The organism is Bartonella sp. MR90HLJMH (genome assembly GCF_042194115.1).
In the GTDB taxonomy this organism is placed as follows: domain Bacteria; phylum Pseudomonadota; class Alphaproteobacteria; order Rhizobiales; family Rhizobiaceae; genus Bartonella; species Bartonella grahamii.
Map to the genome: position 1 here is coordinate 77,250 of NZ_JBHIMM010000007.1, position 26,551 is coordinate 103,800.

Genomic DNA, 26,551 nt, shown 5'->3' on the forward strand with positions numbered 1-26,551 from the left:
CGGCTTTTTTTAGTTTAAGATGAGTTTTTTTAACCGTTCAATGGCGATTTCATCTTTTAATTCGCTATCGCTTTCTTTCGTGTCATAACGGATAACGCCAGCTAATTTTCCACCTTTTTTGAGTAAAAAAATTGCTGCTGTATGGTTATATGTATAGTTTCCATCTGTTCCAGGGACTTTTTCAGCAACGATGTTAAAGGAATTGACCATTTTATGAACTTTATCAGGATCTCCACTGATACCCATGATTTTATTGTTAAAATTACTGAGATATTCATGGAGCACTTCTGGTGTATCACGTTCAGGGTCAACAGTAACAAACCATATGCCTAATTTATCGGCATTGGGTCCAAGGGCTGTAAGCCATCGATCAAGATTCATCAATGTCGTAGGGCAGATTTCAGGACACATAGTGAAACCGAAAAAAACTATTGAAGGCTTGCTTCGAATATCAGCCTCAGTGATATTTTTTCCATTAGAATCAGTGAGTGTAAAATTATCACCTAAAGGCTTATTTGTCAGCGCATCATAAATAAAAATACCTGCAAGAAATATGATTGTCAGCCCCAAGATGCGTATTACATTTTTCATAGTTTGACTCTCTTAGATAGATCAAGAAATTGTAACATCGGCAGGTTTGTTTTGCAATCTCTGTTTCATGGTTGATTTTATTGGCTTGATTGGTATGTCTTTCCATATCTATTGATGAAACATTGGTGAGGGATGCATGAATATTGAGAACGATCTTCGATTTCATGAAAGTGAGCCTCGTATCCATACGACAGCACGGCTGCATGGTTGTAAATTAGGGCGCTATGTGGAAATTAATGAGCGGGTGATTTTACGGGATGTAACCGTTGGAGATTTTTCTTATTTAGAACGTAATAGTGAGGCTATTTATAGCGATATTGGGCGTTTTTGTTCTATTGCATCTCATGTACGGATGAATGCGTTGGAGCATCCTATGGAGCGCGTTTCAACGCATAAAATAACCTATCGTCCAAACGAATATTTTCGTTATATGGCTCTTGATCGTTCTTTTCGCGAAAGGCGTTGTGCAAAACGTGTTATTATTGGGCATGATGTGTGGATTGGATATGGCGCGGTTATTATGCCTGGGGTGACAGTTGGACATGGAGCAATTATTGGTGCTAACGCTGTTATAACGAAAGATGTTATGCCTTATGCGGTTGTCGCTGGTGTTCCTGCTAAACGGTTGCGGATGCGTTTTCCCAATCATGTCATAGAATGCCTTTTGGAGATGGCTTGGTGGGATTGGTCGCTTGATAAAATTTACGATGCATTGCCTGATATGCAAAATTTACCCATTGAAGTTTTTGTTCGCAAATGGAAATGATAATCAGAATAAACAAAATGGTCTCTTGCAAAAACTGATCGTGGTTTGCTTTTAGTTAAGCTTTGTTGACAAAATTATCCAGTACACGCTTTTCTCCGGCTTTTTCAAACATTATTGTCAATTTATGATCGTCTATTGCTGTAATATGACCATAACCAAATTTTATGTGAAAAATCCGATCATTGATGGAAAAATCTGATGATGCATGAGAGATTGATTGAGCGATAATTTTCCCTTCAATCGTCTTGTTTTTTTGTGCATGCTTTTGTCTTGCTGTTGCATAGCCAGTATAACAGGAATCGTGATTTTGAAAGGAAGATTTTCCATAACCACCATAAGATGTTTCCATTGCTATGGCTTCTATATGTTCTGCTGGTAATTCATCTAGAAAGCGGGAGGGAAGAGTAGATTGCCAAAGTCCATGAATTCTACGATTAGATACAAACCATATATGCAGGTGTTTTTTTGCTCTTGTGAGTCCAACATAAGCAAGACGCCGTTCTTCTTCTAATCCTGAACGTCCACCTTCATCTAATGAGCGCTGATGGGGAAAAAGTCCTTCTTCCCAGCCAGGAAGAAAAACTGTTTCAAATTCAAGTCCTTTGGCTGAATGAAGTGTCATGATGTTGACTGCATCGGTATTTTCATTGTTTTCAGCATCCATAACGAGTGCAACATGTTCCAAAAAACTTTGAAGATTTTCAAATTGTTCCATGGAACGGATCATTTCTTTAAGATTTTCTAGTCGTGTAGGAGCCTCTGGTGAGCGATCTTCTAACCACATGGTTGTATAACCAGAATCATCAAGGATAATCTCGGCAAGTTCTTTATGAGGAGTATCTTGAAGCATATTTTGCCAGCGGCGGAAGTTTTCAATAAGGCTTCGTAACGCACTGCGTGCCTTAGGCTTTAACTCATCTGTTTCAATGATGTCAGCGGCTGCAGAAAAGAGAGGAACAGCACGTGCTCGCGCACTCTCATAAAGAATGCGCAGGGTTGCATCGCCTATGCCGCGTTTCGGTGTATTAATAACACGCTCAAAAGCTAAATCATCAGCAGGTTGGACAACAACGCGTAAATAAGCCATAGCATCACGTATTTCCATTCGTTCATAAAAACGAGGACCACCAATGACGCGGTAGTTAAGACCAAGCGTTACAAAGCGATCTTCAAATTCACGCATTTGGAATGATGCACGCACCAATATAGCCATATGATTTAATGCATGACCTGTTTGGTGTGCTTGTTCAATTTCTTCTCCGATGGCACGGGCCTCTTCTTGCGAATCCCATGCTGAATGAATTTTTACTTTTTCTTCCTCACTCTTTATTTGTGCAGAAAAAAGGACTTTGCCCAGTCTTTCTTCATTATGAGCAATGAGATGGGAGGCGGTTTTAAGAATATGGGATGTTGAGCGATAATTACGTTCTAGACGAATAATTTTGGCAGAAGGAAAATCTTTTTCAAAACGTAATATATTCTCGACTTTTGCACCACGCCATCCATAAATGGATTGATCATCATCGCCAACACAACAAAGATTAATATGTTGACCTTGGGGATGTTGTGCCAAAAGGCGAAGCCAAAGATATTGTGCTGTATTTGTATCTTGGTATTCATCGACAAGAATATAGCGAAATTGAGAATGGTATTCGCGAAGAATATCTGGATTATGTTGGAAGATAGAGATAGAATGAAGCAGAAGATCACCAAAATCACAAGCATTAAGATCTTTTAATCGATTTTGATAACTGTGATAAAGTTTGCGTCCCATGCCGTTGCCAAAGGAATGAGCATCACTTTTTGAGATATGTTCTGGTGAAAGTCCTTGATTTTTCCAAGAATCAATCATCATGGCAAGGTTTCGTGCGGGCCAACGCTTATCGTCTAGTCCCTCAGCTTGAATAAGCTGTTTTAAAAGTCGAAGAACATCATCGCTATCGAGAATTGTAAAGTTTCTTTTTAAACCAACAAGCTCTGCGTGACGGCGTAAAATTTTAGCACCAGTGGAGTGAAAAGTTCCAAGCCAAGGCATACCTTCAACAACTCCTCCAATAAGTTCACCAATACGTATTTTCATTTCACGTGCTGCTTTGTTGGTGAAAGTAACAGCAAGTATTTGCTGAGGAGAGGCAAGCCCAGAGCGTAAAATATGAGAAATACGGGTTGTTAAAACGCGCGTTTTTCCTGTACCAGCACCTGCAAGAACTAAAAGAGGTCCCTCAGTATTCATAACAGCTTGTTGCTGTTCTGGATTGAGTTGTTTTAAATAGTCTGTGTTATATGATTTTTGTTCTTTTAGAGTATGGGAGGAAAAACCAGAGCTCTTTTTATCATGGTCTGGAGGGGAATCTTCTTCAAAGAAAGGTATGTTGTGATCAGAAAAATTACTCATTATATCTCTTTTGTAGTCTTTTTTTCATTGAAGTTCTAGATTAAAAAAACTTCTCTAAAAAAAGTCACAACAGCTTCAGTTGAATAAACAAAAAGAGAACGTAAAAAATAAGCATAAACATTAAAGGCGTTGGGTGAGAACGCTTTGAAGGGCATAAACGCGTAAAGAAGCCGAAAGATTGACTTGTTGTGGTCTTTTGCTATCAATATCAGTGATAATAAAGGCTAAAGATTGTCCTTTTTTGCGGGCTATATCTTTTAGAATATCTAAAAATGGCGGTTCTAAAGAGACGCTTGTTGCGTGCCCATCAACGCGAACAGATATTTTTCGTGGAATGACTTTTGACCAATCGATAGAATTATTTTCGTGCATTTTTCCACCTTTATTCGTCGTTTCGTAAACGATTTTGATCAAGAAATTTTTGCGTTTTTAAAGATTTTTGTTGCTCAAAAAATTTTTCAGTTTTTGTTCGTCCAAAACGATAACGATTTTGCTCAGCACGAAGAGATTTTTCTATACGTTTTTTTTGTTTTCGAAATCGGCGAAGATTAATCAATTCAGTCATGAGAAAATTTATTTTTTCCGAAAAGAATCTAAAGAGACAACATCAGCACTTTGTTTTGTATCGCTATTTGAAGATTCTTTATTTGTACTGAAATTTTGTTCTTTTGTAAGCGTATTTTCTTTTTTTTGTGTGTTTGATAAGGTAATGGGCGTAGTTGAGGTATTTTCTGAATTTTCACTTTCTCCAGAGGTAAGATTTGAGGGCAGATCAAATGCTGCTTCAAATGCTGCTACAGGATCATAAAAGACCTGAATAGAAGTAAAAGGAATCACGAGCTTTTCGGTTATTTCCCTGAAGGAGAGGGTTACTTCGAAAGCTGTTTCTGAAACACTGAGATCTCTAAACTGATGTTGTAAGACGATTGTCATTTGCTCAGGATAGCGATTTTTTAGCCGAGGAGAAATTTTAACACCTGGGGTATTCGTCAAAAAAGTTATAAAAAAATGATGATTTCCCGGAAGACCTGCTTTGCTAACTTCCGATAAAACTTTACGGATAACTCCACGAAGCGCATCCTGAACGAGAATATCGTAACGGATTTGATCTTTAACCATCGAAGTTTATTCCTTTTATTTCACGTAGCAGAATGGAGCGTATTGATAATGGGGCGTATTGATATTGTGTGATAGAATATATTTTAAAATTAGCAGTATTTTGTCTACGATGCACCTCAATAAATCGAATAAAAACGAAACTCTATGGTAAATAATGTCTGATAATGTCTGAAAGATCAATCAATAACATTTAAAAAAATGAAGGCTTCTGTTGCCAGGTGCCTCCGAACCCCGCTTAAACCTGCGACGGTTTAAGACTTAAATTGAAACATTCGCACTGCATTAAGCAGCGAGACGTGCTTCCGCATAGTTGTCATTTGCAACTACTCATTTAGTCCGATAACGGTGGTACTATGCCGAGTAAAAGAGCAATCTTTACGCCCTTGTCGATCCTATTTCGCCCCCACCAAAATATAACTTTGGTCTCTTATATTTTGGTGGAGGCGCCGGGTACCGCCCCCGGGTCCAATGAGTTTATTTCATTGTCCATTTATTACCATAGCTGGTAAACCAGCTCCTTAAATATAGATGAAGAACAGTCTTAGGAAAAGGGGGGGTTGTTAATATTTTTAATCCTCTAATTATTTATGGAGCTATATGATGCGGCTGTAAAGTATAGGCCGCTCATTTTTGGAGAGGAGATGATGCAAAATGACCAATAATCTAGCAGATATTAAACTATATGATTCAAACCCCGATGAAGCAGCAGTAGAACGGCTTAGCCGTCGTTTAGCTTTGGTGATGAAAAAGCAGGATGCAGCGCTTGTTGCTACATCGGATCCAAAAGAGTTAGAACGCGTTGAAAAATGGGTTCAAGATGTATTAGGCGCGGATGAGCAGAGGGCTAAAATGGCTGTGTCAAAAGTTGCAGAAATGATGTCTGGAGATCGCAGAAAAAGTCGTATGACTTTCTATTATTTGGTAGCCAAACAATTAAACGCACTTGATAAAATTTAAACAATTTTAAAATTCAATTTTGCTCAATAAAAAAAGCCCAAAATTCTTTGGGCTTTTTTGTTTAGCATCGAAGGTTTAATCGGTTTCGTTTTCTTGAAGATATCCTCCTTTGCTCATATCCGGTATAAAGAGGGTGGCAATGAATGCAATGAGCATTACGCCGATTACGTAAAAATAAAACAGTGATTCATGTCCTATATTTTTTAATCCAAGTGCTACGTATTCGGCAGAACCACCAAATAATGCATTGCCAATAGCATGAGAGAGACCAACTCCCAGTGCTCGTACTGAAGAGGGAAACATTGCTGATTTTACGACACCAGAGATGGATGTATACATGCTCATAATACAGAGTATTCCAATAATGGCTGATAGCGCAATCCATGGATTATGTGCGTGACCGATTATAAGAAGTCCAGGAATTGTAAAGAGAGTAGAGAGTGCACTCCAAAGGATAAGTAAAGTTCTTGTCCCAATTTTATCAGCTAGGATACCAAATATGGGTTGGAGTAATATGAAAATAAAGAGTGCCGCGGTCATTACAGTTGTAGCGGTATGTTTATCAAAACCGGTAGTTGTGATCAGATATTTCTGCATATAAGTCGTACAAGTGTAAAATGTGAGAGATCCTCCAGAGGCGAAGAGAACAATCACAAAAAATGCTTTTGTGTGTTTGCTTAGAAGCTCTTTAAGACTCCCAGTGTGTTTTTGAGAGCGGCTTTCTTTGGTGGTTGTTTCATGAAGTGAACGACGTAGATAAAGTACGACGAATGCTCCCAATCCACCAATAGCAAATGGAATACGCCAGCCCCATGTTCTTAATTGGTCTTCCGTTAGATAAAGTGCCAGAATAAATATAATAAAACTGGCTAAAAGTTGACCAGTAATAAGCGTACCAGATTGGAAAGAAGCGAAGAGACCGCGGTGTTTTTTAAGGGAAACTTCGCTTATATAAGTTGCAGCTGTACCATATTCACCACCTGCTGAAAGTCCCTGCATCATACGGATTAGGAGAAGAAGAATTGCTGCAGTTCTCCCTAAAGTTTCATAAGTGGGAAGTATGGCAATGAGAAAAGAGCCCCCACACATCATAAGAATAGATATGAGCATCGAGTTTTTTCGTCCATAACGATCAGCAATAAAGCCAAAAAGCCAACTTCCAATTGGGCGCATAAGAAAACCAATAAAGAAGATTCCTGCAGTTTTAAAAAATTGGGTAACAACATCGCCATCTGAAGGGAAAAATTGTGGTGCAAAGTAAATAGAAGCAAATGAGTAAACGTAAAAATCATACCACTCTACTAGATTCCCTGATGCGCTAGATATGATAGCGAAGATACGTTTTCTTGTATCATGTTGTACTAAAGTTGTTTCATTTTTCATGAAGTGCTCCCCTTTTAAATTTATAGTTGATATTTTCTAACCATAATTGTTTATGATTTCCAGAAAAATTCAATTGTATAAATGATTATTTTTATGAAAAATATTTAAAATAAAATACTTTTGCAATTTTAAATTATTTATTATATAGTATAAATAGTTTTATTAATTAATATAAATAATAAAAATCGTTTTAATAAATTTATAATTAAATATAATATTATTCTTTATAAGAATTAAGTAAGTTTTTATTATATTTAAATACCTTTAAGTTCATGAAAATTTGTTAAATGTAAATTACATCAATAGATTTATACATTTTTTGTAATTTAAATATTTTGTAAAATGCTGTTTTATTCTTTTATTAAATAATTTTATTCATAGCATTAACTCTGTTTCTGAGTTGCAAGAGGTATCGTTATGAGGACGAGATATAAAAGGGTAGAAATGAAAAAATCTTATGGTATTTGGGTTTCTCAATTGAGATACAAAATGATAAACAACCATTACAAATCAATACGTTATGGAAGTAATATCTGTATGTCATAGAAAATATTCGATGACTTTCCATTATTGAGAGTAAGATAATGAAATGGGTTTCATAAATAAAAATTAAGTTTTTGTGTAAATAATGATAAAAAAAAGCCCATTTTCTTGGGCTTTTTTTCCGAAAAATAAGTTTAATGAAGTTTATCGTCTTTATCGAGATATCCTCCTTTATCTATATCGGGCATAAGGAGAATAGAGATGAGTGCAATGACCATCATACCAACTATGTAAAAAAAGAAAACAGATTCGTATCCCATATTTTTTAATCCAAGCGCTACATATTCAGCAGAACCGCCAAATAGTGCATTCCCAATGGCAAAAGCAAATCCAACACCAATTGCGCGGATTGAGGCTGGGAACAATTCTGCTTTTATGATACCAGCAATGGACGTATAAAAACTCATAACACAGAGTATTCCAATGATGATTAAGAGTGCTGCCCATGCATTATGGGCATTCCCAATCATTTTAAGTACAGGAATGGTGCAGATAATGGATAAGGTACTCCAACTAATGAGTGAAGCTCTTGCTCCAATTTTATCGGCTATGAAACCTAAAAGGGGTTGGAGTAGCACAAAAATAAAGAGGGCGGCAGTCATTATCGTTGTTGCGGTTTGTTTATCAAAACCTGTGGTTGTGATCAGATATTTTTGCATATAAGTGGTGTATGTATAAAATGTGAGTGATCCACCAGCTGTAAAGCCAACAACCAAAAAGAAAGCTTTTTTATGATTGCGAAAAAGTTCTCTAAGACTACCAGCATGTTGTTCAGAGCGGCTTTTGTGGGTTGTTGTTTCATGGAGCAAACTACGCAGATAAATTGCAACAATTGCTCCAAAGCCACCAATGACAAAAGGAATACGCCATCCCCACGCTTTTAACTGATCTTCAGTAAGGTAAAGGGATAAAATAAATATTATAAAACTTGCGAGAAGTTGACCTGTGATCGTTGTTGCATATTGAAAAGAAGCAAAGAGACCACGACGATTTTTTGGTGCAACTTCGCTCATATAAGTTGCTGCTGTACCATATTCACCGCCAACGGAAAGTCCTTGAAACATGCGGACTAAAAGGAGGAGAAATGCTGCTGTTATTCCCAAGGTTTTATAAGTGGGAAGTATGGCAATGAGAAAAGAGCCCCCACACATCATAAAAACAGAAATAAGCATCGAGTTTTTTCGTCCATAACGATCCGCAATGAATCCAAAGAGCCATGCTCCAATTGGACGCATAAGAAAGCCAATAAAAAAGATTCCTGCAGTTTTTAACAGTTGTGTAACGATATCTTCATCTTCAGGAAAAAATTGTGATGCAAAATAAACCGATGCAAAGGAGTAAGCATAAAAGTCGTACCATTCTACTAGATTCCCTGATGCACTGGATATGATAGCGAAGATACGTTTCCTTGTATCATGTGGATCTAAAGTTGTTTGATTATTCATGAAGTATTCCCCTTTTAGATCGATAACTTTTCTTCTCTTTAAGGTTGTTTACAGTTTAAGCCATAAAAATTCAATTATATTGCGATGTTTCTTAAAAAAAAGGGGGGGGGAAACAGCTTATTTTTATGATGTTTGCAGTTTTTTTTGTCATAGAACAAAACGGTGCTCATATTTATAGGAAGGTATGTTTTGATTTTTATTGTATCTTTAACGGTATCATTGATTATTCAGATCAGAAAGGGGTGTTGAGAGAGGATTGATTGGTGATAATAGATGCGGTTTAATTTCCATTATTAGACAAATAAGGAAACGATGTTTTGCTTATTTTTGATAAAGAAAAGAGGATCTTAATTAAAACAGATCTGATGTTTTTAAAGCTAAGTATACTGGATTTATTGGGATCATGAAAAATATACGGTCATGACATGGGATAATTTATTCATCATGGTTCATATCAAAGAAGAGGACATTGCTCCTTTATGATACGAGAGATGTTTATGCTATGAAAGGCGTGTCTATAATAAGTTGTAAATATTGATTTTACAGTATTATCATAATCAAGAAGCCCGAAAAATCGGGATTCTTGATTTAGTTTAGAAAATTTAATGGATACTATCACCTTGAAGATAACCCTCTTTCCGGGCATCGGGCATTAAGAGAACAGAAATGAATGCAATAATCATCATGCCGGTTATATAAAAATAGAAGACAGATTCATATCCAAGATCTTTTAATCCAAGCGCGACATATTCAGCAGAACCGCCAAACAGTGCGTTGGCAATAGCATAAGAGAGCCCAACTCCTATTGCTCGTACTGAAGCGGGAAACATTTCTGATTTTACAATGCCAGAGATGGACGTGTAAAAGCTCATAATGCAGAGCATTCCAATAATGACTGATAAAGCAATCCATGTATTATCAGTACTACCAATCACATTAAGTCCAGGAATGGTAAAGATAATGGATAAGACACTCCAAATAAGGAGTGAAGTTCTTGTTCCAATTTTATCAGCCATAAAACCAAATGCAGGTTGAAGTAACATGAAAACAAAGAGTGCAGCAGTCATCACAGTTGTGGCTGTATGTTTATCAAAGCCGGTGGTTGTAATCAGATATTTCTGCATGTAAGTCGTATAGGTGTAGAATGTGAGCGATCCTCCAGCGGTAAAGCCGATAACTAGAAAAAAAGCTTTTCGGTGGTTGCTTAGAAGTCCTCTAATACTACCAGCTTGTGCACTAGAACGACTTTCTTTGGTCGTTGTCTCATGGAGCGTGCGGCGTAGATAAATCGCAACAATTGCTCCTAGTCCACCAATGGCAAATGGAATACGCCAACCCCATGCTTTTAGCTGATCTTCAGTGAGATAAAGCGCTAAAATGAATATAACAAGACTGGCTAGAAGCTGACCACCAATCAGTGTGGTGTATTGGAAAGAGCTAAAAAATCCTCGGCGATTTTTGAGGGCGATTTCGCTCATATAAGTTGCTGTTGTACCATATTCACCACCGACAGAAAGCCCCTGAAGCATTCTGAGTAAAAGTAAAAGAATTCCTGCTGCTACTCCAATGGTTTCATAGGTAGGAAGTAGGGCGATTAAGAACGAACCACCACACATCATAAAAACAGAGATAAGCATTGAGCGTTTGCGTCCGTAACGATCGGCAATGAAGCCAAAAAGCCATCCGCCGATTGGGCGCATAAGAAAACCAATAGCAAAGACACCAGCAGCCATTAAAAGTTGCGTAACGACATTGCCTTCTGAGGGAAAAAATTGTGATGCAAAGTAAATGGATGTAAAGGAATAAACATAAAAGTCATACCATTCTACTAGATTACCTGATGCACTGGACACGATAGCCCAGATACGTTTTCTTGTATCATGTGGTGCTAAAGTTGGTTCATTCTCCATAAATTTATCCCTTTTATGATCATACCTAACTTGTTTCTTTTAAAATTTATTTACGATTTGATTCATCAAAATGCAATCGTATAATAATGATTTCCTATAAAAGATGTTTGGGAGGAGGATTTTTTTGAATTGTATTTTTATAAATTTTGAAGTTTCTATTTCCTGTAACGTTAAGAATCAACCATAATATTTATATGAAAATCTATCTTGATCTTTTATCGCATGTTTTAAATAACGGCATTGATCGTACAGATCGAACCGGTGTGGGGACACGATCAATTTTTGGGTATCAAATGCGGTTTGATTTGCAGGCTGGCTTTCCTCTGTTAACAACGAAGAAATTGCATTTGCGCTCGATCATTTATGAGCTTTTGTGGTTTTTGAGAGGTGATACAAATATTGCATGGTTGAAGGAACATGGTGTGTCAATTTGGGATGAGTGGGCTGATGAGAAAGGGAACCTTGGTCCTATTTATGGTTATCAGTGGCGCTCTTGGCCTGCTCCCGATGGACGGCATATTGATCAAATCAGTCATCTTTTGACGATGATTAAAGAAACGCCTGATTCTCGTCGCTTAATTGTATCTGCTTGGAACCCCGCACTGATAGAGGAGATGGCTTTGCCTCCTTGTCATTGTTTTTTTCAATTTTATGTTGCTGATGGGAAGCTATCCTGTCAGCTTTATCAGCGTTCAGCAGATATTTTCTTAGGTGTTCCGTTTAATATTGCTTCGTATGCGTTGTTGACGATGATGATTGCCCAAGTAAGTGGACTTAAAGCAGGAGACTTTATTCATACTCTGGGTGACGCTCATCTTTATTCTAACCATTTTGAACAGGCAAGATACCAGTTGTCTCGTATACCAAATGCTTTGCCGTTGATGCTTATAAATTCAGCGGTAACAGATCTTTTTTCTTTTAAATTTGAGGATTTTGAATTGCTTAATTATGAAGCGCAGCCACATATTAAGGCACCGGTAGCAGTATGACTTTTCCAGTTTGTTTAATTGCAGCTGTTGCAGAAAATGGTGTTATAGGTCGTGAAGGTGCGATGCCTTGGCATTTATCCACGGATTTGCAACGCTTTAAAGCTTTGACTTTTGGTAACCCCATTATTATGGGGCGAAAAACATGGGATTCTCTTGGGCGTCCTTTACTAGGGCGTACAAATATTGTTATTACCCGTAATTGTGTATTCACGGCTGAAGGCGCTGTTATTGCTCATTCTTTGTCGCAAGCCTGTTCGATTGCAAAAAGTGTGGCTTCTCAAAATGGTGCAGATGCAGTTTTTATTATTGGGGGTGGTGAAATTTTTCAACAAGGGTTGCATATGGCTGATAAAATATTCCTTACAGAAGTTTTAGCTTCTATAGAAGGTGATAGTTTTTTTCCTGTTTTTGATAAAGAAAAATGGACTATTGTAGAAACACAAGATATTCCAAAAGGAGAAAAAGATAGTCATCCGACACGTTTTGTGGTTTATGAACGAAAATAATCATAAGTGAAAAGAACCTGTCAGTTGTATTGTAATGAGATAAGATAATCCCTATAAGATCCAATTGAATGGTTGGTATTTGAATGAATGGTAGTCAGTTAAAGAGGTGATAATGCCCTGGACAAATCAAAATGGTGGTGGCCCGTGGAGTGGCGATAAAAACAAGAACAGTGGTGACAAAAAAACATCGACTAAGAATCTTTTTGGTTCTGGTGGCAATAATGGGGGCGGAAATGGTCCCAATTTTGATGATATTTTGCGTAAAGGGAAGGATCAGTTTAAACAATTTAGTAGAGGGGGAATTGTTGTTTTGTTCCTTCTGCTTGCTGTGTGTTTTTTGCTCTATCAATCACTTTATATCGTCCAACAAAATGAGCAAGCAGTGGAATTGCGTTTTGGTGTGCCTAAGGCGGGAATTATCGGGGATGGATTGCATTTTCACTTTTGGCCAATTGAGACCTATATGAAAGTGCCTTTAACTGAAAAAACAATTGCAATTGGTGGACAGACTGGACAGAGACAACAAAGTGAAGGTTTGATGCTGTCTAGTGATCAAAATATTGTTAATGTCAATTTTTCTGTTTACTATCGCATTTCACATCCAGGACAATTTTTATTCAATGTGAATGATCAAGAAGGGACAGTTCGTCAGGTTGCTGAAAGTGCAATGCGCGAGGTTATTGGTTCCAGACCTGTTGATGATGTTTTACGCGATAAAAAAGAGGAAGTTGCTAACGATGTGCGAAAGATTACCCAGTTGACTGTCGATAAATATCAACTCGGTGTCGAAATAAGCCGTGTATCGATTAGTGAAGCTGCTCCTCCGACAAAGGTTGCTGCTGCGTTTAATTCTGTTCAGCAGGCAGAGCAGGAACGTGGACGAATGATTGAAGAAGGAAATCGTGTGCGTTTTACGAAGATTGGTTTAGCAAATGGTGAAGCTTCACGTACACGGGAAATCGCAAAAGGTGAAAAAGCACAAATGGTTGAAGAGGCACGCGGGCGTGCTGAACGTTTTCAGGCTATAGCCCGTGAGGCGGCAATATCACCAGAGGCTGCGCGTTATCGTCTTTATATGGAAACGATGGGGCGTATTTTCTCTTCACCAAATAAATTGGTTCTTGATCAAATTAATTCTCCAGCGGTGCCTTATCTTCCTTTGAACGAATTGCTGGGTAACAATTTATCAGAAAAAGCAAAAGCGAAATCAGCACGTTCGACATCGCTCTTGGATGCTCATATTTCTGGAGGACGCTAATAATGCAGCAGTCTCGTTTTTTGTTTATTTTTAGTACCATAATGTTTCTTTTGATCATTTTGTGGATGTCACTTTTTATTGTCTATCCTCGTCAACAAGTGGCAATTAAGCGTTTTGGTCAAATCGTTAAGGTCGAGTCTAATCCTGGAATTTATTCGAAAATGCCCTTTGTGGATAAGATGATTGTGGTGGATAATCGCTTGTTGCGTTATGATGTTCCTACGCAATCGGTACAAGTTCGTGGGGGTGCTTATTACGAAGTGGATGCGTTCTTTATTTATCGTATTACGGATCCTAAATTGTTTTTACAGCGTATTGCTTCAGGGCGTCCGCAAATTGCGGCACGTGAAAATCTTGCACCACGGTTTATTGACGCTTTGCGTGCTGTTTATGGTAAGCGAGAATTTAAAGCTGCCTTATCGGATGAACGAGGCGCAATGATGGCTGAGGTGCAACGGCAATTTTCTATAGATGCAGGTTCGCTGGGTATTACGATTGTTGATGTGCGTATTCGAAAAACCGATTTAACGGATGCTGTTTCAGAAGATGTTTATCGACAAATGGCTGCTGAACGGGAGGCTGTTGCGGAAAATATCCGGGCTCGTGGTCAACAAGAACGAGATCGTATTGTGGCAGAAGCAAATCGTGAATATGAGGAAATTGTGGCAGCCGCAAAGCGTGATGCTGAAATTACTCGCGGTGAAGGACAAGCCGAAAGTATTCGCATTTTATTAAATGCGCGGGAAGCTAATCCATCTTTTTACGATTTTTGGTTAGCGATGGAACAGTATAAGAATTTAGAAAGAGTTTCGATGGTCATTTCACCAAATGAGGATTTCTTTTTTTATTTTCAAAATCCCCTGCAAGTAAAGAAAAAGCTTTCATCAACAATGAGTCCTAGTTTGAGCAAAACTGATTCAAAGTCTGGTGGAGAATAGATGTATACTATTTCATATGAGAAGTATGCTCTATAGCTGCTTTTTTATGATGCATGTAAGAGAGTGTTAAGCCATACTGATTTTGCATAATAAGTTGAGTAAGGCTCTTTGCAGCTTTGGTTAAAGGCATGTCATGGATAGAAGTATCGTGAGTAGAAATACGTTTTTGAAGTCTTTTATCACAAGAGTTGTTTTGTGTGTGATTTTGTTTTTATCAGGATCAGTGAATTTGTCTTGGGGCGCAGAGACAAACAAGACATTGCTTTCTGTTCCTGATTTAGCTTCTGAGCTTTTGGAGACGGTTGTGAATATTTCTACGGCACAGACTGTTGAAGGAACCGAACAGGATGAAAATACTTCGGTACCCGTTATTCCCAAAGATTCATTGCTGGAGGAATATTTTAATGATTTTTTTACACCCAAAGATGGTCAAAAAAATAGTCAATTTCAAAAGGTGCGTTCTTTGGGGTCTGGTTTTGTGATTGATGCGCAAAAAGGGATTATTGTTACAAATTATCATGTTATTGTTGATGCTGATGATATTGAAGTTAATTTTACAGATGGTACAAAACTCAAGGCGAAGCTTCTTGGCAAGGATAGCAAAACTGATTTGGCACTACTTCAAGTGGATGCGGGACGTAAAAAATTAAAAGCTGTGCGTTTTGGTGACTCAGAAAAAGCACGTATTGGTGACTGGGTTATGGCTATTGGTAATCCTTATGGTTTTGGTGGAAGTGTAACGGTTGGTATTATTTCTGCACGTAACCGTGATCTTAATGCTGGTCCCTATGATAATTTTATTCAAACAGATGCAGCAATTAATCGGGGCAATTCTGGTGGTCCGTTATTTGATAGAAATGGTGAAGTCATTGGCATTAATACAGCAATTGTTTCACCTTCTGGAGGATCTATCGGTATTGGGTTTGCTATTCCATCAGATATGGCCCTTTCTGTTATTAGTCAATTGCGTGATTTTGGAGAAATAAGGCGTGGTTGGTTAGCTATTCGTATTCAGCCGGTGACTGAGGATATTGCAAAAAGTTTAAAATTGGACAATGCGGTAGGAGCATTGGTGGCTGGTAAAATAGAACAGACGGAAGAAAATAATGTAGATAATAGCCAGTTACAAACTGGAGATGTTATTCTTTTCTTTGGCAATGCAAAAATTAAGCATGCACGTGATTTGCCGCGTTTAGTGGCGGAAAGTCCGGAAGGAAAAGTGGTAGATGTTACCGTTTTACGGGATGGACAAGAAAAAACAGTAAAAGTTAAGCTTGGACGTTTGATTGAAACAGATGCAAATGAAGATATAGAAGAAGAAGTTGATGATAAAAAAGATAATGATCTGTCGAAAAGCGTGACAATGCAATTTATGGGAATGACGCTATCTGAATTGACAGAGGATTTGCGTCATCGTTATTCAATTTCAGATAAACTTCGAGGACTAGTGGTAACATCTGTTGCACAAAATAGCGCAGCGGATAAAAAGCGTATTCGCGTTGGTGAAGTCATTATTGATATCAATCAGAGTGCTATCACAACAATCGATGAAGCTAAAAAACGGATTCATAAATTACGTGAAGCCGGACGCAAAAATGCTCTATTCATCGTAGCGCGTCCAGATGGAGAGTTACGGTTCGTAACGCTTCTAATGGATTGATACCCCAATAGATTGAGGCTTAAAAATTAATTTTTTGTTTTTTATCAGCCTTGGTATATGGGCTATTTTGTAGCTCAGCCATGTGATGTTCAATATTTTTCAAGCTCATTTCACGACAAAGAGCATGGATTGTATAACATAAAATCCGTTGGGCAGTTCTATTTTTGCATTAAATAAAAGTATAAGTTGGTACCATAATAGATTTGCTAGTTCCCAATATTGCAACAGCCTAGGCTTTGAAATGCTGCATAAGAGATCACTGTCTTGTGTTTAAGTCAATTTTTATCTCTGCTTTTGATGCACAAGTGAATGGTATTGATATGGCACTTTATGAGAAGGATAAAAATGAGAAAATCTTATGATATTGGGAGCTCTTATTCAGATTGCAAAACGCTCAACTATTATAAATAAAGGGTGCAATTATTATTATAAAGAATGTTTTATCTAGTGAGACTTTTAGCACTTTGTGATTGTACTTTGTGTGCTATAGAGAACGTTTTTTTTCACTTCAGTTTGAAAAAAGTTATCCTAGAGAAAAATTATATTAGACTAAATTAGTTATATATATTTATACCTTTCTTGGTGATGGATGAAAAAATAGTTATAAAAAAGAGAGCGTGAAGAAGACAATTTCTGAATCTCTTATTATAAACCGGAGTAGCATGTTGTTTTTATAGGAAAAAAATAAAGCTGTCTGATTGTATAGGTTAAGCTCAGTATTATTTTCATAAATGATGACAAAGAATATGTTTATTTTTAATGGACTAACGGACAGAATGATTATGGATGTAGTTTATTATTGAATTATGATAGCAAAAATGCTTGGAAATTTCTTTGGTGTTGTTATTAAGTCCATTTTTTCTTTTTTTATAAGTTTCATAGGGGCTTTGGGGGGGCTGTGTGTTGCAATAAGTTATTGATTGGGAGAAATTGCTATTCATGACACAGAGAACAGTTACATTAATAGCGGGGCCTACTGCAAGTGGTAAGTCAGCGCTTGCTTTACAAATGGCTCAAGAAAAAAATGCTCTCATCGTTAATACTGATTCAATGCAGGTTTATGATGTTTTAAATATTTTAACAGCACGGCCTACGGAGGCTGATATTGCGATTGTTCCACACTATCTCTATGGCTATGTGAGTCCTACTTTGAATTATTCAGTAGGGCAATGGTTGTGTGATGTCGAGAAGCTATTGGCAACTTTTTCTTTAAGATCGGTTATTTTTGTTGGTGGAACAGGGCTTTATTTTCGTGCTCTTTTAGAAGGGCTTTCGGAAATACCTCATATTCCAGATGCTGTACGGCAGAAATGGCGACTTCGGCTTGATAAAGAGGGAGCTGAAAGCCTTTACCGCCAATTGTTGCAAGTTGATGCTGTTCTTGCTGAGAAAATTTCTTCGCAAGATGGTCAACGTATTGTTCGTGCTTTAGAAGTTTATGAGGCAACTGGTAAGAAGCTCAGTTGGTGGCAGAAGAAAAAAACGCTTCCTCTGATTTCGTCAGATTGTGCAGAAAAAATTCTTCTTATGCCACCACGTCCTCTGCTTTATGAACGTATTCATAAACGTTTGGATTCTATGATTGAAAGAGGAGCTTTAGAAGAGGCGATGATCATGAAGAATCTTAAGCTTTTCCCTTCATTACCAGCAATGAAGGCTATTGGTATACCTGAATTTATAGCTTATTTGGATGGATATAGAAGCTTTGAGAATGCTCTTGAAGCGGTGAAAATACAAACGAGGAGATATGCAAAAAGACAAATGACATGGTTTCGTAATCAATTTGATGAAGAATGGATGCTTACTTTTTGATAAAAGAGCTAGAGCTTTGTAAAGAAACTTTCGAAAGATAAAAGATAATTCGTGAAAAAGAATTTTTTAGAAAATAGAATTTTTTATTGACGAATGGTATCAATGGAATTAGAAATCTTTCTACAAGGAAATTTTTATATATTTTATACGTTGGAATAATGGGGGTGATCATACAGTGTGTGTTGTGTAATGGGCTCCTTTGGGGTCTTTTTTTATGGGCTCCGTTAGGGGCTTTTTTATTGTCCTATCAAGTAGGTGAGTGGGAAAAATGAGAAATGATCCAAGAAAGCAAGAGAGTGCAGATGGAAAAATAATGTCGGGGGCTGAAATAGTGGTTCAGGCTCTTATAGATCAAGGGGTTAAACATATTTTTGGTTACCCTGGTGGGGCTGTTCTGCCTATTTTTGATGTTCTCTATCACCAAGATACACTCCAGCATATTTTGGTGCGCCATGAACAAGCTGCAGGGCATGCTGCTGAAGGTTATGCACGCAGTACTGGAAAGGTAGGTGTTATGCTTGTGACTTCTGGTCCAGGCGCAACGAATGCTGTTACACCTTTGCAAGATGCTCTTATGGATTCTATACCTCTTGTTTGTTTTTCTGGTCAGGTAGCGACAACGATCATTGGAACAAATGGCTTTCAAGAAGCTGATACGGTTGGAATTACAAAGCCCTGTACGAAGCGTAATTGGCTGGTTAAAAACGTCAATGATCTTGCGGCTATTATTCATGAAGCTTTTTCTCTTGCTCAATCAGGTCGTCCTGGACCGGTTTTGATTGATATTCCTAAGGATGTTCAATTTGCTTCAGGAATTTATAGAGCGCCTCAAGTGCCGACATTTATGCATTCTTATTCAAAATCGAAAGGGAATGCGCAGGCTATTGAAGAGGCTGTTTCTCTCTTAGTAGAAGCAAAGCGTCCTGTTATTTATTCTGGTGGTGGTGTTATTTCATCGGGGATGGAAGCTGTAAAGCTTTTGCGCGATTTAGTTCAACTGGGTGATTTTCCGATTACATCAACACTCATGGGGCTTGGTGCTTATCCCGCTTCTGGCAAAAATTGGCTTGGAATGCTTGGGATGCATGGAACCTATGAAGCTAATATGGCCATGCATGATTGTGATGTCATGTTGGCTGTTGGAGCACGATTTGATGATCGTATCACAGGGCGATTGGATGCATTTGCACCTCATGCGCGTATTATTCATATTGATATTGATCCTTCTTCTATTAATAAGATCGTAAAAGCAGAAGTTCCACTTATTGGTGATGTGGCTTGTGTTTTAGGAGATATGACGCAACTCTTAAAGATACAGCAACCAGCGTTTAACAGTGAAGTCCGTGAGGCGTGGTGGACGCAAATTAATCGCTGGAGATCACGCAATTCATTGGCATATATGGAAAAAGAAGATGTTATCATGCCACAATATGCTCTTGAACGGCTTTATGCACTGACCAAAGATGCTCGTGCTTATATCACAACGGATGTCGGACAGCATCAGATGTGGGCAGCACAGTATTATCATTTTGATGAACCAAAACATTGGATGACTTCTGGTGGTCTTGGAACGATGGGGTATGGTCTTCCGGCGGCTATAGGTGTTCAAATAGCCCATCCTGATGCGCTTGTTGTGTGTATTTCTGGTGATGCTTCCATTCAGATGAATATTCAAGAACTTGCAACAGCTATTCAGCATGGCACACCTGTAAAAATTTTCATTTTAAATAATCAGTATATGGGGATGGTTCGCCAGTGGCAGCAATTGCTGCATGGTAATCGTCTTTCTCATTCTTATACGGAATCTATGCCTGACTTTGTGAAATTGGCACAAGCTTATGGAGCCGTGGGAATTCATTGTTCAAAACCCGATGAACTTGATGATAAAATTCAGCAGATGATTGACAGTGATAAGCCTGTTCTTTTTGATTGTCGTGTTTATCATTTAGAAAATTGTTTTCCTATGATCCCATCAGGATGTGCCCATAATGAGATGTTATTACCCGATGAGGCAAGCGAGGAAGCTGTTGCAAATGCTGTTTCTTCCGAGGGAAAGATTCTTGTATAAAATTAATATGTTAACAAAATAGTGAAAGATGGTGATGATGAAGTCTTTGAATTCTTTGAAGTCTTCATCTCTGTCTCTTCTTTGTGGAGAGTTCCTATTATCCTTAGAGCTCATTTTATGATTTTCATTCTTTGTTTAAAGACATGGGGTGTATTATTATTTGTACGCGATGTTTGTTTTTTTAATTCATATGTTCACATTAATAGCTATTTCGTTGCATTTTTTAGATAATACATTGAATTATCTGTTATAAATTAATTATGTTGTCTCATATATGAAAGATTCCATCGTGCAAGAAAAAAAGCCACCGTGCTTGAAGGGTGCGACCATGCAAACCGTCATGCCTATGAAAACAATAGAAAAGTTTGTCACTATGTTTTGGTTTCGCATTATGAAATTGCTCCAAATCGCTCTTTCAAGGGATTGATAGGAAAATCCCCCTAGCGGCTTGAAAGGAAGGGCAAAAATAACGAAGATCAAATGCAGCCATAGAAAATCAATTATCCACCATAGCTTATAATCAGGTAGTAATCTCACCTGATTATGCGGGGGAGATCTATATATATGAGATGTGTAGTCAATATATATAAACCGGAATAATACTCAACATCGTATCATTATCAGGACATTAACATTGAAAATTAAATATTCTTTCTTTTATTTGTTCTACATATTTATGATTCCATAAATCTACAGACACAAACACTCTTTGAATCCACCGCATTGGATTTTCATAACTATCAAATGATCCAAAAAATTTATCTCTAGAGTGTAGAGCCATTTTGTTATCAATGTATAATAATCTTCTTGGTTGTACATCAATTCCAAAAGATACAGCCTTCATAGCTTCATAAAAATGATTTAAAGCTTCCTTAGCTTTTTTTGACTGTGGCTCTAACATGCCCGGATAAAAAACAGCGCTGATATCTGGGAATTCACCGTCCCCTTGAACTAGGGGCACTTTACTTGTAGAGGTTACCCCATTTTTCTCCTCTATAAGGAATATTAATTATATATAAATTATCGCTTAAGCTACTCAAATCCTTCTCAATTAAAAGTTTTAAAGCTAGACGTGCACCAGATATTCTCGTTAACGGGCCATCAACATCATTGCGAACACCAGATAAAAATATCCCTTTAGGAGATAAATTTAAACCCTTTATAAATTTTAGTGCAGCATTTTCTATATGAAAATCTAACTCAACTTCAGATCCTAATCCTGTATAATCTTTTTTATTATCTTCTAAAGGAACTAGGTTATTTACTATATATTCGCCTTCAAACTTAATTGAATAAGGCTCTCCGATCAATAAAGAAAACATCATAATTAAATTTTTGCTAATATAGCCACTTTTACAAGACGCATCTAAATTATAAGGATTAGGTGACGTATTAATTGGTCTATCAATTGGAAGGTTTTCAAAGATTAAATGGTCTCGGGGTAATAGACACCTTTTGATTCATAAGAATTGTCAATATTCTATGTGATAGCAGCGAAAATGCTATTTTTTAGTTCAACCGAATATTCAATACACCCGTATGGATCATAAATAACGTGGTCTAAAGTCTACCAAAGTTTATCTCTTTCGACATTGCTTAATTCAAAAGCATTTTCATTTATCATTATAATTTCTTCCCCAATTATATTTCCCTATTTTTTTATTAAGAAAAGTGAAAAAACAATAATTAAAATTAAAATCAGCCATGTTAGCAAATAAGTGTCTGTAAAATCTTGGATTAATCCAAATAATGGTGGAGCAGTAATAATTGCGATTTGATTTACAGACATTGCTAAACCCAGAGAAAAGCCAACGCTTTCTTTCGGCGAAGAGTCTACAATATAAGCAACCCAAGGGCCATACCATCCTATTCCAAAAAAACCTAACCAAGCAGATAAAATAGTTAAATAAATTATGGATCCACTCATGCCTAAAATTAATATTAAAAATCCAAAAATTACTGCAATCATGCAAAACAAGACAGGAAAAAATCGTCCTTTTCTACAATGATCACTCCACGCTGCTAAAATAATTCTTCCTAAGGCACCAGAAGCCTGTAAAACAAAAAACAAATAAGCACTTTTATCTAGAGACAGGTGATAGATTCTATAAAAATAGATCGTTATAAAAATGGTTAAAACATATTGAACGATCACAAGTGAAACGCCTGAAAAAATAATATTCTTCATATGCGGTGCAGCCAACATCGCAAGACGAGATCTTATATTTGCATAGAACGAAACTCTTGCCTTGCTTTTTGGAACGATAGCTACAACTTTTGCTGGTGAGTGATAAAAAATAATAAATATACATCCACCTAAAAAAGAAACTATGGCACCGACCAAAAACGCACCTTGTATGCCATAAACAAGCGCACTAGCAGGAAGAACTATCCCAGCTAATGCCCCACCTAATGGTAGTCCCGCCTGCCTTATTCCCATTGCAAATCCGCGCTGCGATTGTGGAAACCATGAAGAAACAGATTTAGCGCCACCGGGTTGAGCAGAACTATAAAATCCCCCTACAATGAGCAAACAAACCAAAAGGGAAATATAGTTATCTGCGATTGCTCCCAACAAAAGAGCGACAGAAACGCCGACCGCGCCAACTCCAACAATATAGCGCTCGTTAAATTTGTCTAGTAATTCACCAGCTACAAGTAACCCAATAATAGGTAGGAACTGTGCTGCTGAAGACAGCAAACCTATCTGAGAGTCACTGAGCGAGAAATTTTTCTTAAAAAATTCAGCTAAAGGACCAATCCCTTGAACAAAGAAGCAGGCTGATGCTTGAGCGATAGTGGCAACAAGCAATACAATCCATCTATAATAATTTTTTTCTATAAATTTATTATTGCTCACTATACTCTCCCTCCAATTAAAGTGTATTCCAATAAAGTGGACTTTTTTCTAATAATGATTGCAACAATAAATCAGGTATTTTATGCTGATTACATAAAAATCTGTCAATACGATTGGTATTAATATGAAAGCTAAGGAATATGCTTAATTTAAGGAAATAAGCTATTATGTGTCGTGCAAATTTGATAGGCTAGCGATATAAGATAAATTTTACAAACATTGGTTCAGCTGGCATTAAACGCTCTTCATAAAAGATGCTATATTTTGGCAAGCTTTTTCAATATAATTCTCAAAGCTTTCTTCAGTCACATAGCCCAGATGCGGCGTGCAAAGAACTCTATCTGATTGCAATAATTTGCTCTCATATACCGGCTCGCTGTCATAAACATCCAGTGCAAAGTAAGTTGAATTTTCCAAACTTAGTATTTTTTCTATCGCCCCTTTTTCAACCAAAGCTGAACGCGCTGTGTTGACAAAAATAGCATGAGGTTTCATGCTCAATAGATCATCTAATTGAATGATTTCTCTGGTTTTATCGCTTAAGCGTAAATGTACGGATATAATGTCAGGACGTGTAAAAAATTCATCTTTTGAATGCGTAAAATGATAACCTAAATTTTTTGCTTCTTGCGTTGAACGCTCGCTCCCATAAACCAAAATGGACATGCCAAAAGCTTGAGCATATTGAGCAACCATTTTACCAATACGCCCAAACCCGAATATTCCAAGAGTAGCCCCTTTCATTTGGTTGCCAAATGTTGTTTGCCATCGTCCTTTTTTCATATCAGACACAGATTTACAGAGTTTTCTACGCGCAGACATAATTAAGAGCCACGCAAATTCAGCAGCAGAAGTTGGATCTCCACCACCGTCTAATATTTCAATTCCTAAGTCTCTACAAGCTTCTATATCAATATGTGAACCTATAGGGCCTGTTTGGCAGATTAATTTTAAATTTGGCAGTTTCAGTAGAAGATTTCTATCAACTATAGTTCGCTCTCTGATTAAGATAAGAATATCTATCTCTTTGAGCTTATCTTCTAAATCACATTCTTTAGCTAAATTATTTATAACAAGCACTTCATGCGATTTCATTAATTTTGTAATAGACTGTAATGTTAGGGTGGCTTTTTGATAGTCATCTGGAATTAATATTTTCAATTTAAATCTCCCGTTTCATTCATCAATATTTGAGCTCATTATTTCATTTCTAAAACAACCAAAAAGCAATCTCATAGCTGATATTTTGACATAACGCCAAGCCTATTAACAAATTACCCCCCTTGATTTCATTGTTATTTCTAGCAATAAGAATAGCATTAATCAGTTAGTTTTTATAAACTTTAAAACATTGCGACAAAAAGAAAAAGTTTGACTCAGTAGATGGAGAATTGCGCTTTTCTCATATTCTAGAGGACGGATCTGAAGTGCTACGCTGGACTGAAACCCATGTCCCAATTTTCTTATAATAGACTACCAAGAAGGCCATACTTACGAACCAGATTTTATTGTCGAAACAGAAAAAGCTACATATTTGTGCGAGATAAAGCGCGCTTCATATAAGCGTGATGTCTCTCTTTATTCGTTGAGATATAACTTATTTGTAGCATGAAGAGTAAATTTATTAAAATCATGATAAGAGGGAGATAGGAACTTTATAGGTGTATCATCATAGGATTAAGTAGTTTTGTTGAGAGCTATTTCTGCCAAAAGGTTTTTGATATATGTAATTATTATTTCGTAATAGTGGATGTACTTTATTTTTATGTGCAAGAAAGCTGAGTGATTGTGTAAAATAGTATTCATAAAATTACATTATTCTTATCCTGTTAAGGACATTTTTTCTAGAGAGGGTTTTGCAACTGCAATGCTCTTTTTCTCATTCTAAATTTTGGTTAGAAAAAGCGTATATAGGTATTATTTTAAATTTAAGATATGTATATTCCATTGTTGCTGTTACTGTTGTAGAAAATGATATTTTATTTGATAAGTATAAGGTGTTACCAAGAAGATCGATGTATAGATAAAATTTAGATTTTTACTATATCTTGAAAAAGCAATGGGTAAATAATTGATAATTGTGCTACGAAAGTTGTTAGATGGGCGTGTGTCAGCAATTCTTAATAAAAAAGTTTTTCTTGATAGTCGTTTTTTTTCAAAATACTGCTCTTTTTATGCAAATCTTATGTTGGTAAGCTATGCAGTTTTCACGGGAACAGGATAGTGCATTGAAGGCTGTTGCTGCGTGGTTGAAGGAAGGGCGTTCTCCACTTTTTCGCCTTTTTGGCTATGCGGGGACGGGTAAGACAACGCTTGCGCGCTATTTTGCAGAAACAGTTGATGGTTCTGTCCAGTTTGCTGCTTTTACAGGGAAGGCGGCACAGGTTTTACGCTCTAAAGGTGCAAGCAATGCTTGTACAATTCATTCGTTGATTTATTGTCCGCGTGGGGAAGAAGAAGTTTCCGATGAAATTACGGGAAAGAAGTCTATTGCTCCAACATTTACATTAAATCGAAGGAGTGCAGCTGCACAAGCTAAGCTCATTATTGTCGATGAATGTTCGATGGTAGATGAAAAATTGGCGCGTGATTTAATGAGCTTTCGGACGCCAATTCTTGTTCTGGGTGATCCAGGTCAATTGCCTCCTATATCAGGTGGAGGATTTTTTTCCAATGGAGAACCAGATTTTCTTCTCTCAGAAATTCATCGGCAAGCGCGGGATAATCCGATTATTCGTTTAGCTATGGATGTGCGTGAAGGACGCGATATTGCTTATGGTGACTATGGAGAAGCGCGCGTTGTTACACGTAAAGAGGTCAATCAACAATTGGTTTTGGATGCTGATCAGGTATTGGTAGGGGTTAATCGTACGCGCTACCTTTATAATCAGCGTTTGCGTGTGTTAAAAGGATTTACAGCAGATTATCCGCAAGCAGGAGATAAGCTGGTGTGTTTGCGAAATGATCCTACTAAAGGTTTGTTGAATGGCTCTTTATGGAAGGTGATGACTTCACAGAAGGAAACAGTTAAACCAAGTATTAATCTTCTTGTGAAACCAGAAGAAAGTGAGCGTGGGGTAGCAAAGATTAAACTGTTAAAAGCAGCGTTTGAAAACCCTGATCAAGAAATTTCATGGCAATTAAAAAAGCGATATGATGATTTTGATTATGGGTATGCATTAACGGTTCATAAAGCGCAAGGTTCTCAATGGAATAACGTCGTTTTGTTTGATGAAAGTTTTGCATTTCGTGATATGTATGCGCGCTGGCTTTATACGGGAATTACGCGCGCAGCAGAACGTTTAATGATTGTTCGATAGAAAAAATATGTATATCATCTAAGTTTCAGAT

The 26,551-nt window shown here is 37.2% G+C and carries 22 protein-coding genes and 1 other RNA gene; 10 read left to right on the forward strand and 13 right to left on the reverse strand.

All coding sequences use genetic code 11. From position 1 onward, the window contains the following. Positions 1-9: 9 nt before the first annotated feature. A complete protein-coding gene (locus tag ACFIJ9_RS06185; RefSeq protein ID WP_015856628.1) occupies positions 10-591 on the reverse strand; it encodes an SCO family protein in 582 nt (193 codons plus the stop codon). A 136-nt stretch (positions 592-727) separates the two neighbouring features. On the opposite strand from ACFIJ9_RS06185, the gene ACFIJ9_RS06190 reads away from it, so the two are divergent. Beyond that, positions 728-1,357 (forward strand): DapH/DapD/GlmU-related protein, encoded by a 630-nt coding sequence (locus ACFIJ9_RS06190; RefSeq protein WP_375636173.1) that lies wholly within the window; start codon positions 728-730, stop codon positions 1,355-1,357. Positions 1,358-1,412: 55 nt separating this feature from the next. Here ACFIJ9_RS06190 and ACFIJ9_RS06195 read toward each other — a convergent pair whose 3' ends face one another. From ACFIJ9_RS06195 to ssrA, 5 genes are all read right to left on the reverse strand, one after another. Further along, positions 1,413-3,752, reverse strand: a complete 2,340-nt coding sequence (locus ACFIJ9_RS06195; RefSeq protein ID WP_375636174.1) for an ATP-dependent helicase — start codon at positions 3,750-3,752, stop codon at positions 1,413-1,415. 120 nt (positions 3,753-3,872) lie between these two features. After that, positions 3,873-4,124 (reverse strand): ribbon-helix-helix domain-containing protein, encoded by a 252-nt coding sequence (locus ACFIJ9_RS06200; RefSeq protein WP_273788067.1) that lies wholly within the window; start codon positions 4,122-4,124, stop codon positions 3,873-3,875. A 10-nt stretch (positions 4,125-4,134) separates the two neighbouring features. Next, positions 4,135-4,317, reverse strand: coding sequence for a DUF4169 family protein (locus ACFIJ9_RS06205; RefSeq protein WP_375636175.1), 183 nt, complete (start codon positions 4,315-4,317; stop codon positions 4,135-4,137). Positions 4,318-4,325: 8 nt separating this feature from the next. Beyond that, positions 4,326-4,871 (reverse strand): SspB family protein, encoded by a 546-nt coding sequence (locus tag ACFIJ9_RS06210; protein ID WP_375636176.1) that lies wholly within the window; start codon positions 4,869-4,871, stop codon positions 4,326-4,328. A gap of 197 nt (positions 4,872-5,068) precedes the next feature. Beyond that, positions 5,069-5,425, reverse strand: a transfer-messenger RNA (tmRNA) gene (gene ssrA, locus ACFIJ9_RS06215). A 97-nt stretch (positions 5,426-5,522) separates the two neighbouring features. Between ssrA and ACFIJ9_RS06220 the strand changes: the two genes are divergently transcribed. After that, positions 5,523-5,828 carry a DUF2853 family protein gene (locus ACFIJ9_RS06220; RefSeq protein WP_015856622.1) on the forward strand — a complete coding sequence of 102 codons (306 nt, stop codon included), beginning with the start codon at positions 5,523-5,525 and terminating at the stop codon, positions 5,826-5,828. A gap of 75 nt (positions 5,829-5,903) precedes the next feature. Here the strand turns inward: ACFIJ9_RS06220 and ACFIJ9_RS06225 are convergent, their stop codons facing one another. The 3 genes from ACFIJ9_RS06225 to ACFIJ9_RS06235 all read right to left on the reverse strand — a co-directional run bounded on the left by ACFIJ9_RS06225 (position 5,904) and on the right by ACFIJ9_RS06235 (position 11,109). After that, positions 5,904-7,211 carry an MFS family transporter gene (locus ACFIJ9_RS06225; protein ID WP_375636177.1) on the reverse strand — a complete coding sequence of 436 codons (1,308 nt, stop codon included), beginning with the start codon at positions 7,209-7,211 and terminating at the stop codon, positions 5,904-5,906. Between the two features lie 677 nt (positions 7,212-7,888). Next, positions 7,889-9,199: an MFS family transporter gene (locus ACFIJ9_RS06230; RefSeq protein WP_375636178.1), complete on the reverse strand. Its 1,311-nt coding sequence runs from the start codon at positions 9,197-9,199 to the stop codon at positions 7,889-7,891. A gap of 602 nt (positions 9,200-9,801) precedes the next feature. After that, positions 9,802-11,109, reverse strand: a complete 1,308-nt coding sequence (locus tag ACFIJ9_RS06235) for an MFS family transporter (protein WP_375636179.1) — start codon at positions 11,107-11,109, stop codon at positions 9,802-9,804. 194 nt (positions 11,110-11,303) lie between these two features. Here ACFIJ9_RS06235 and ACFIJ9_RS06240 point away from each other — a divergent pair, with 194 nt between their 5' ends. The 7 genes from ACFIJ9_RS06240 to ACFIJ9_RS06270 all read left to right on the forward strand — a co-directional run bounded on the left by ACFIJ9_RS06240 (position 11,304) and on the right by ACFIJ9_RS06270 (position 20,340). Then, positions 11,304-12,098 carry a thymidylate synthase gene (locus ACFIJ9_RS06240; protein ID WP_015856618.1) on the forward strand — a complete coding sequence of 265 codons (795 nt, stop codon included), beginning with the start codon at positions 11,304-11,306 and terminating at the stop codon, positions 12,096-12,098. Continuing rightward, positions 12,095-12,604 carry a dihydrofolate reductase gene (locus ACFIJ9_RS06245; RefSeq protein WP_375636180.1) on the forward strand — a complete coding sequence of 170 codons (510 nt, stop codon included), beginning with the start codon at positions 12,095-12,097 and terminating at the stop codon, positions 12,602-12,604. Before ACFIJ9_RS06240 ends, ACFIJ9_RS06245 begins: the two co-directional genes overlap by 4 nt. 112 nt (positions 12,605-12,716) lie before the next feature. Next, complete coding sequence (gene hflK / locus ACFIJ9_RS06250) at positions 12,717-13,862, forward strand: FtsH protease activity modulator HflK (RefSeq protein WP_375636181.1); 1,146 nt, start codon at positions 12,717-12,719, stop codon at positions 13,860-13,862. 2 nt (positions 13,863-13,864) lie between these two features. Continuing rightward, a complete protein-coding gene (gene hflC, locus ACFIJ9_RS06255) occupies positions 13,865-14,800 on the forward strand; it encodes a protease modulator HflC (protein WP_375636182.1) in 936 nt (311 codons plus the stop codon). Positions 14,801-14,933: 133 nt separating this feature from the next. Beyond that, positions 14,934-16,460: a Do family serine endopeptidase gene (locus tag ACFIJ9_RS06260; RefSeq protein ID WP_375636183.1), complete on the forward strand. Its 1,527-nt coding sequence runs from the start codon at positions 14,934-14,936 to the stop codon at positions 16,458-16,460. A 939-nt stretch (positions 16,461-17,399) separates the two neighbouring features. After that, positions 17,400-18,272, forward strand: coding sequence for a tRNA (adenosine(37)-N6)-dimethylallyltransferase MiaA (gene miaA, locus ACFIJ9_RS06265; RefSeq protein ID WP_375636184.1), 873 nt, complete (start codon positions 17,400-17,402; stop codon positions 18,270-18,272). A 268-nt stretch (positions 18,273-18,540) separates the two neighbouring features. After that, entirely contained in the window at positions 18,541-20,340 is a 1,800-nt protein-coding gene (locus ACFIJ9_RS06270; RefSeq protein ID WP_375636185.1) for an acetolactate synthase 3 large subunit, read from the forward strand. A gap of 628 nt (positions 20,341-20,968) precedes the next feature. Here the strand turns inward: ACFIJ9_RS06270 and ACFIJ9_RS06275 are convergent. The 4 genes from ACFIJ9_RS06275 to ACFIJ9_RS06290 all read right to left on the reverse strand — a co-directional run bounded on the left by ACFIJ9_RS06275 (position 20,969) and on the right by ACFIJ9_RS06290 (position 24,361). Then, positions 20,969-21,301, reverse strand: coding sequence for a hypothetical protein (locus tag ACFIJ9_RS06275; RefSeq protein WP_375636186.1), 333 nt, complete (start codon positions 21,299-21,301; stop codon positions 20,969-20,971). A gap of 1 nt (position 21,302) precedes the next feature. After that, entirely contained in the window at positions 21,303-21,665 is a 363-nt protein-coding gene (locus tag ACFIJ9_RS06280; RefSeq protein ID WP_375636187.1) for a hypothetical protein, read from the reverse strand. Positions 21,666-21,991: 326 nt separating this feature from the next. After that, complete coding sequence (locus ACFIJ9_RS06285; RefSeq protein WP_375636189.1) at positions 21,992-23,200, reverse strand: MFS transporter; 1,209 nt, start codon at positions 23,198-23,200, stop codon at positions 21,992-21,994. Positions 23,201-23,434: 234 nt separating this feature from the next. Beyond that, positions 23,435-24,361 (reverse strand): D-2-hydroxyacid dehydrogenase family protein, encoded by a 927-nt coding sequence (locus ACFIJ9_RS06290; protein ID WP_375636190.1) that lies wholly within the window; start codon positions 24,359-24,361, stop codon positions 23,435-23,437. Between the two features lie 1,037 nt (positions 24,362-25,398). Here ACFIJ9_RS06290 and ACFIJ9_RS06295 point away from each other — a divergent pair. Beyond that, a complete protein-coding gene (locus ACFIJ9_RS06295; RefSeq protein WP_375636192.1) occupies positions 25,399-26,520 on the forward strand; it encodes an ATP-dependent RecD-like DNA helicase in 1,122 nt (373 codons plus the stop codon). Positions 26,521-26,551: the final 31 nt, after the last annotated feature.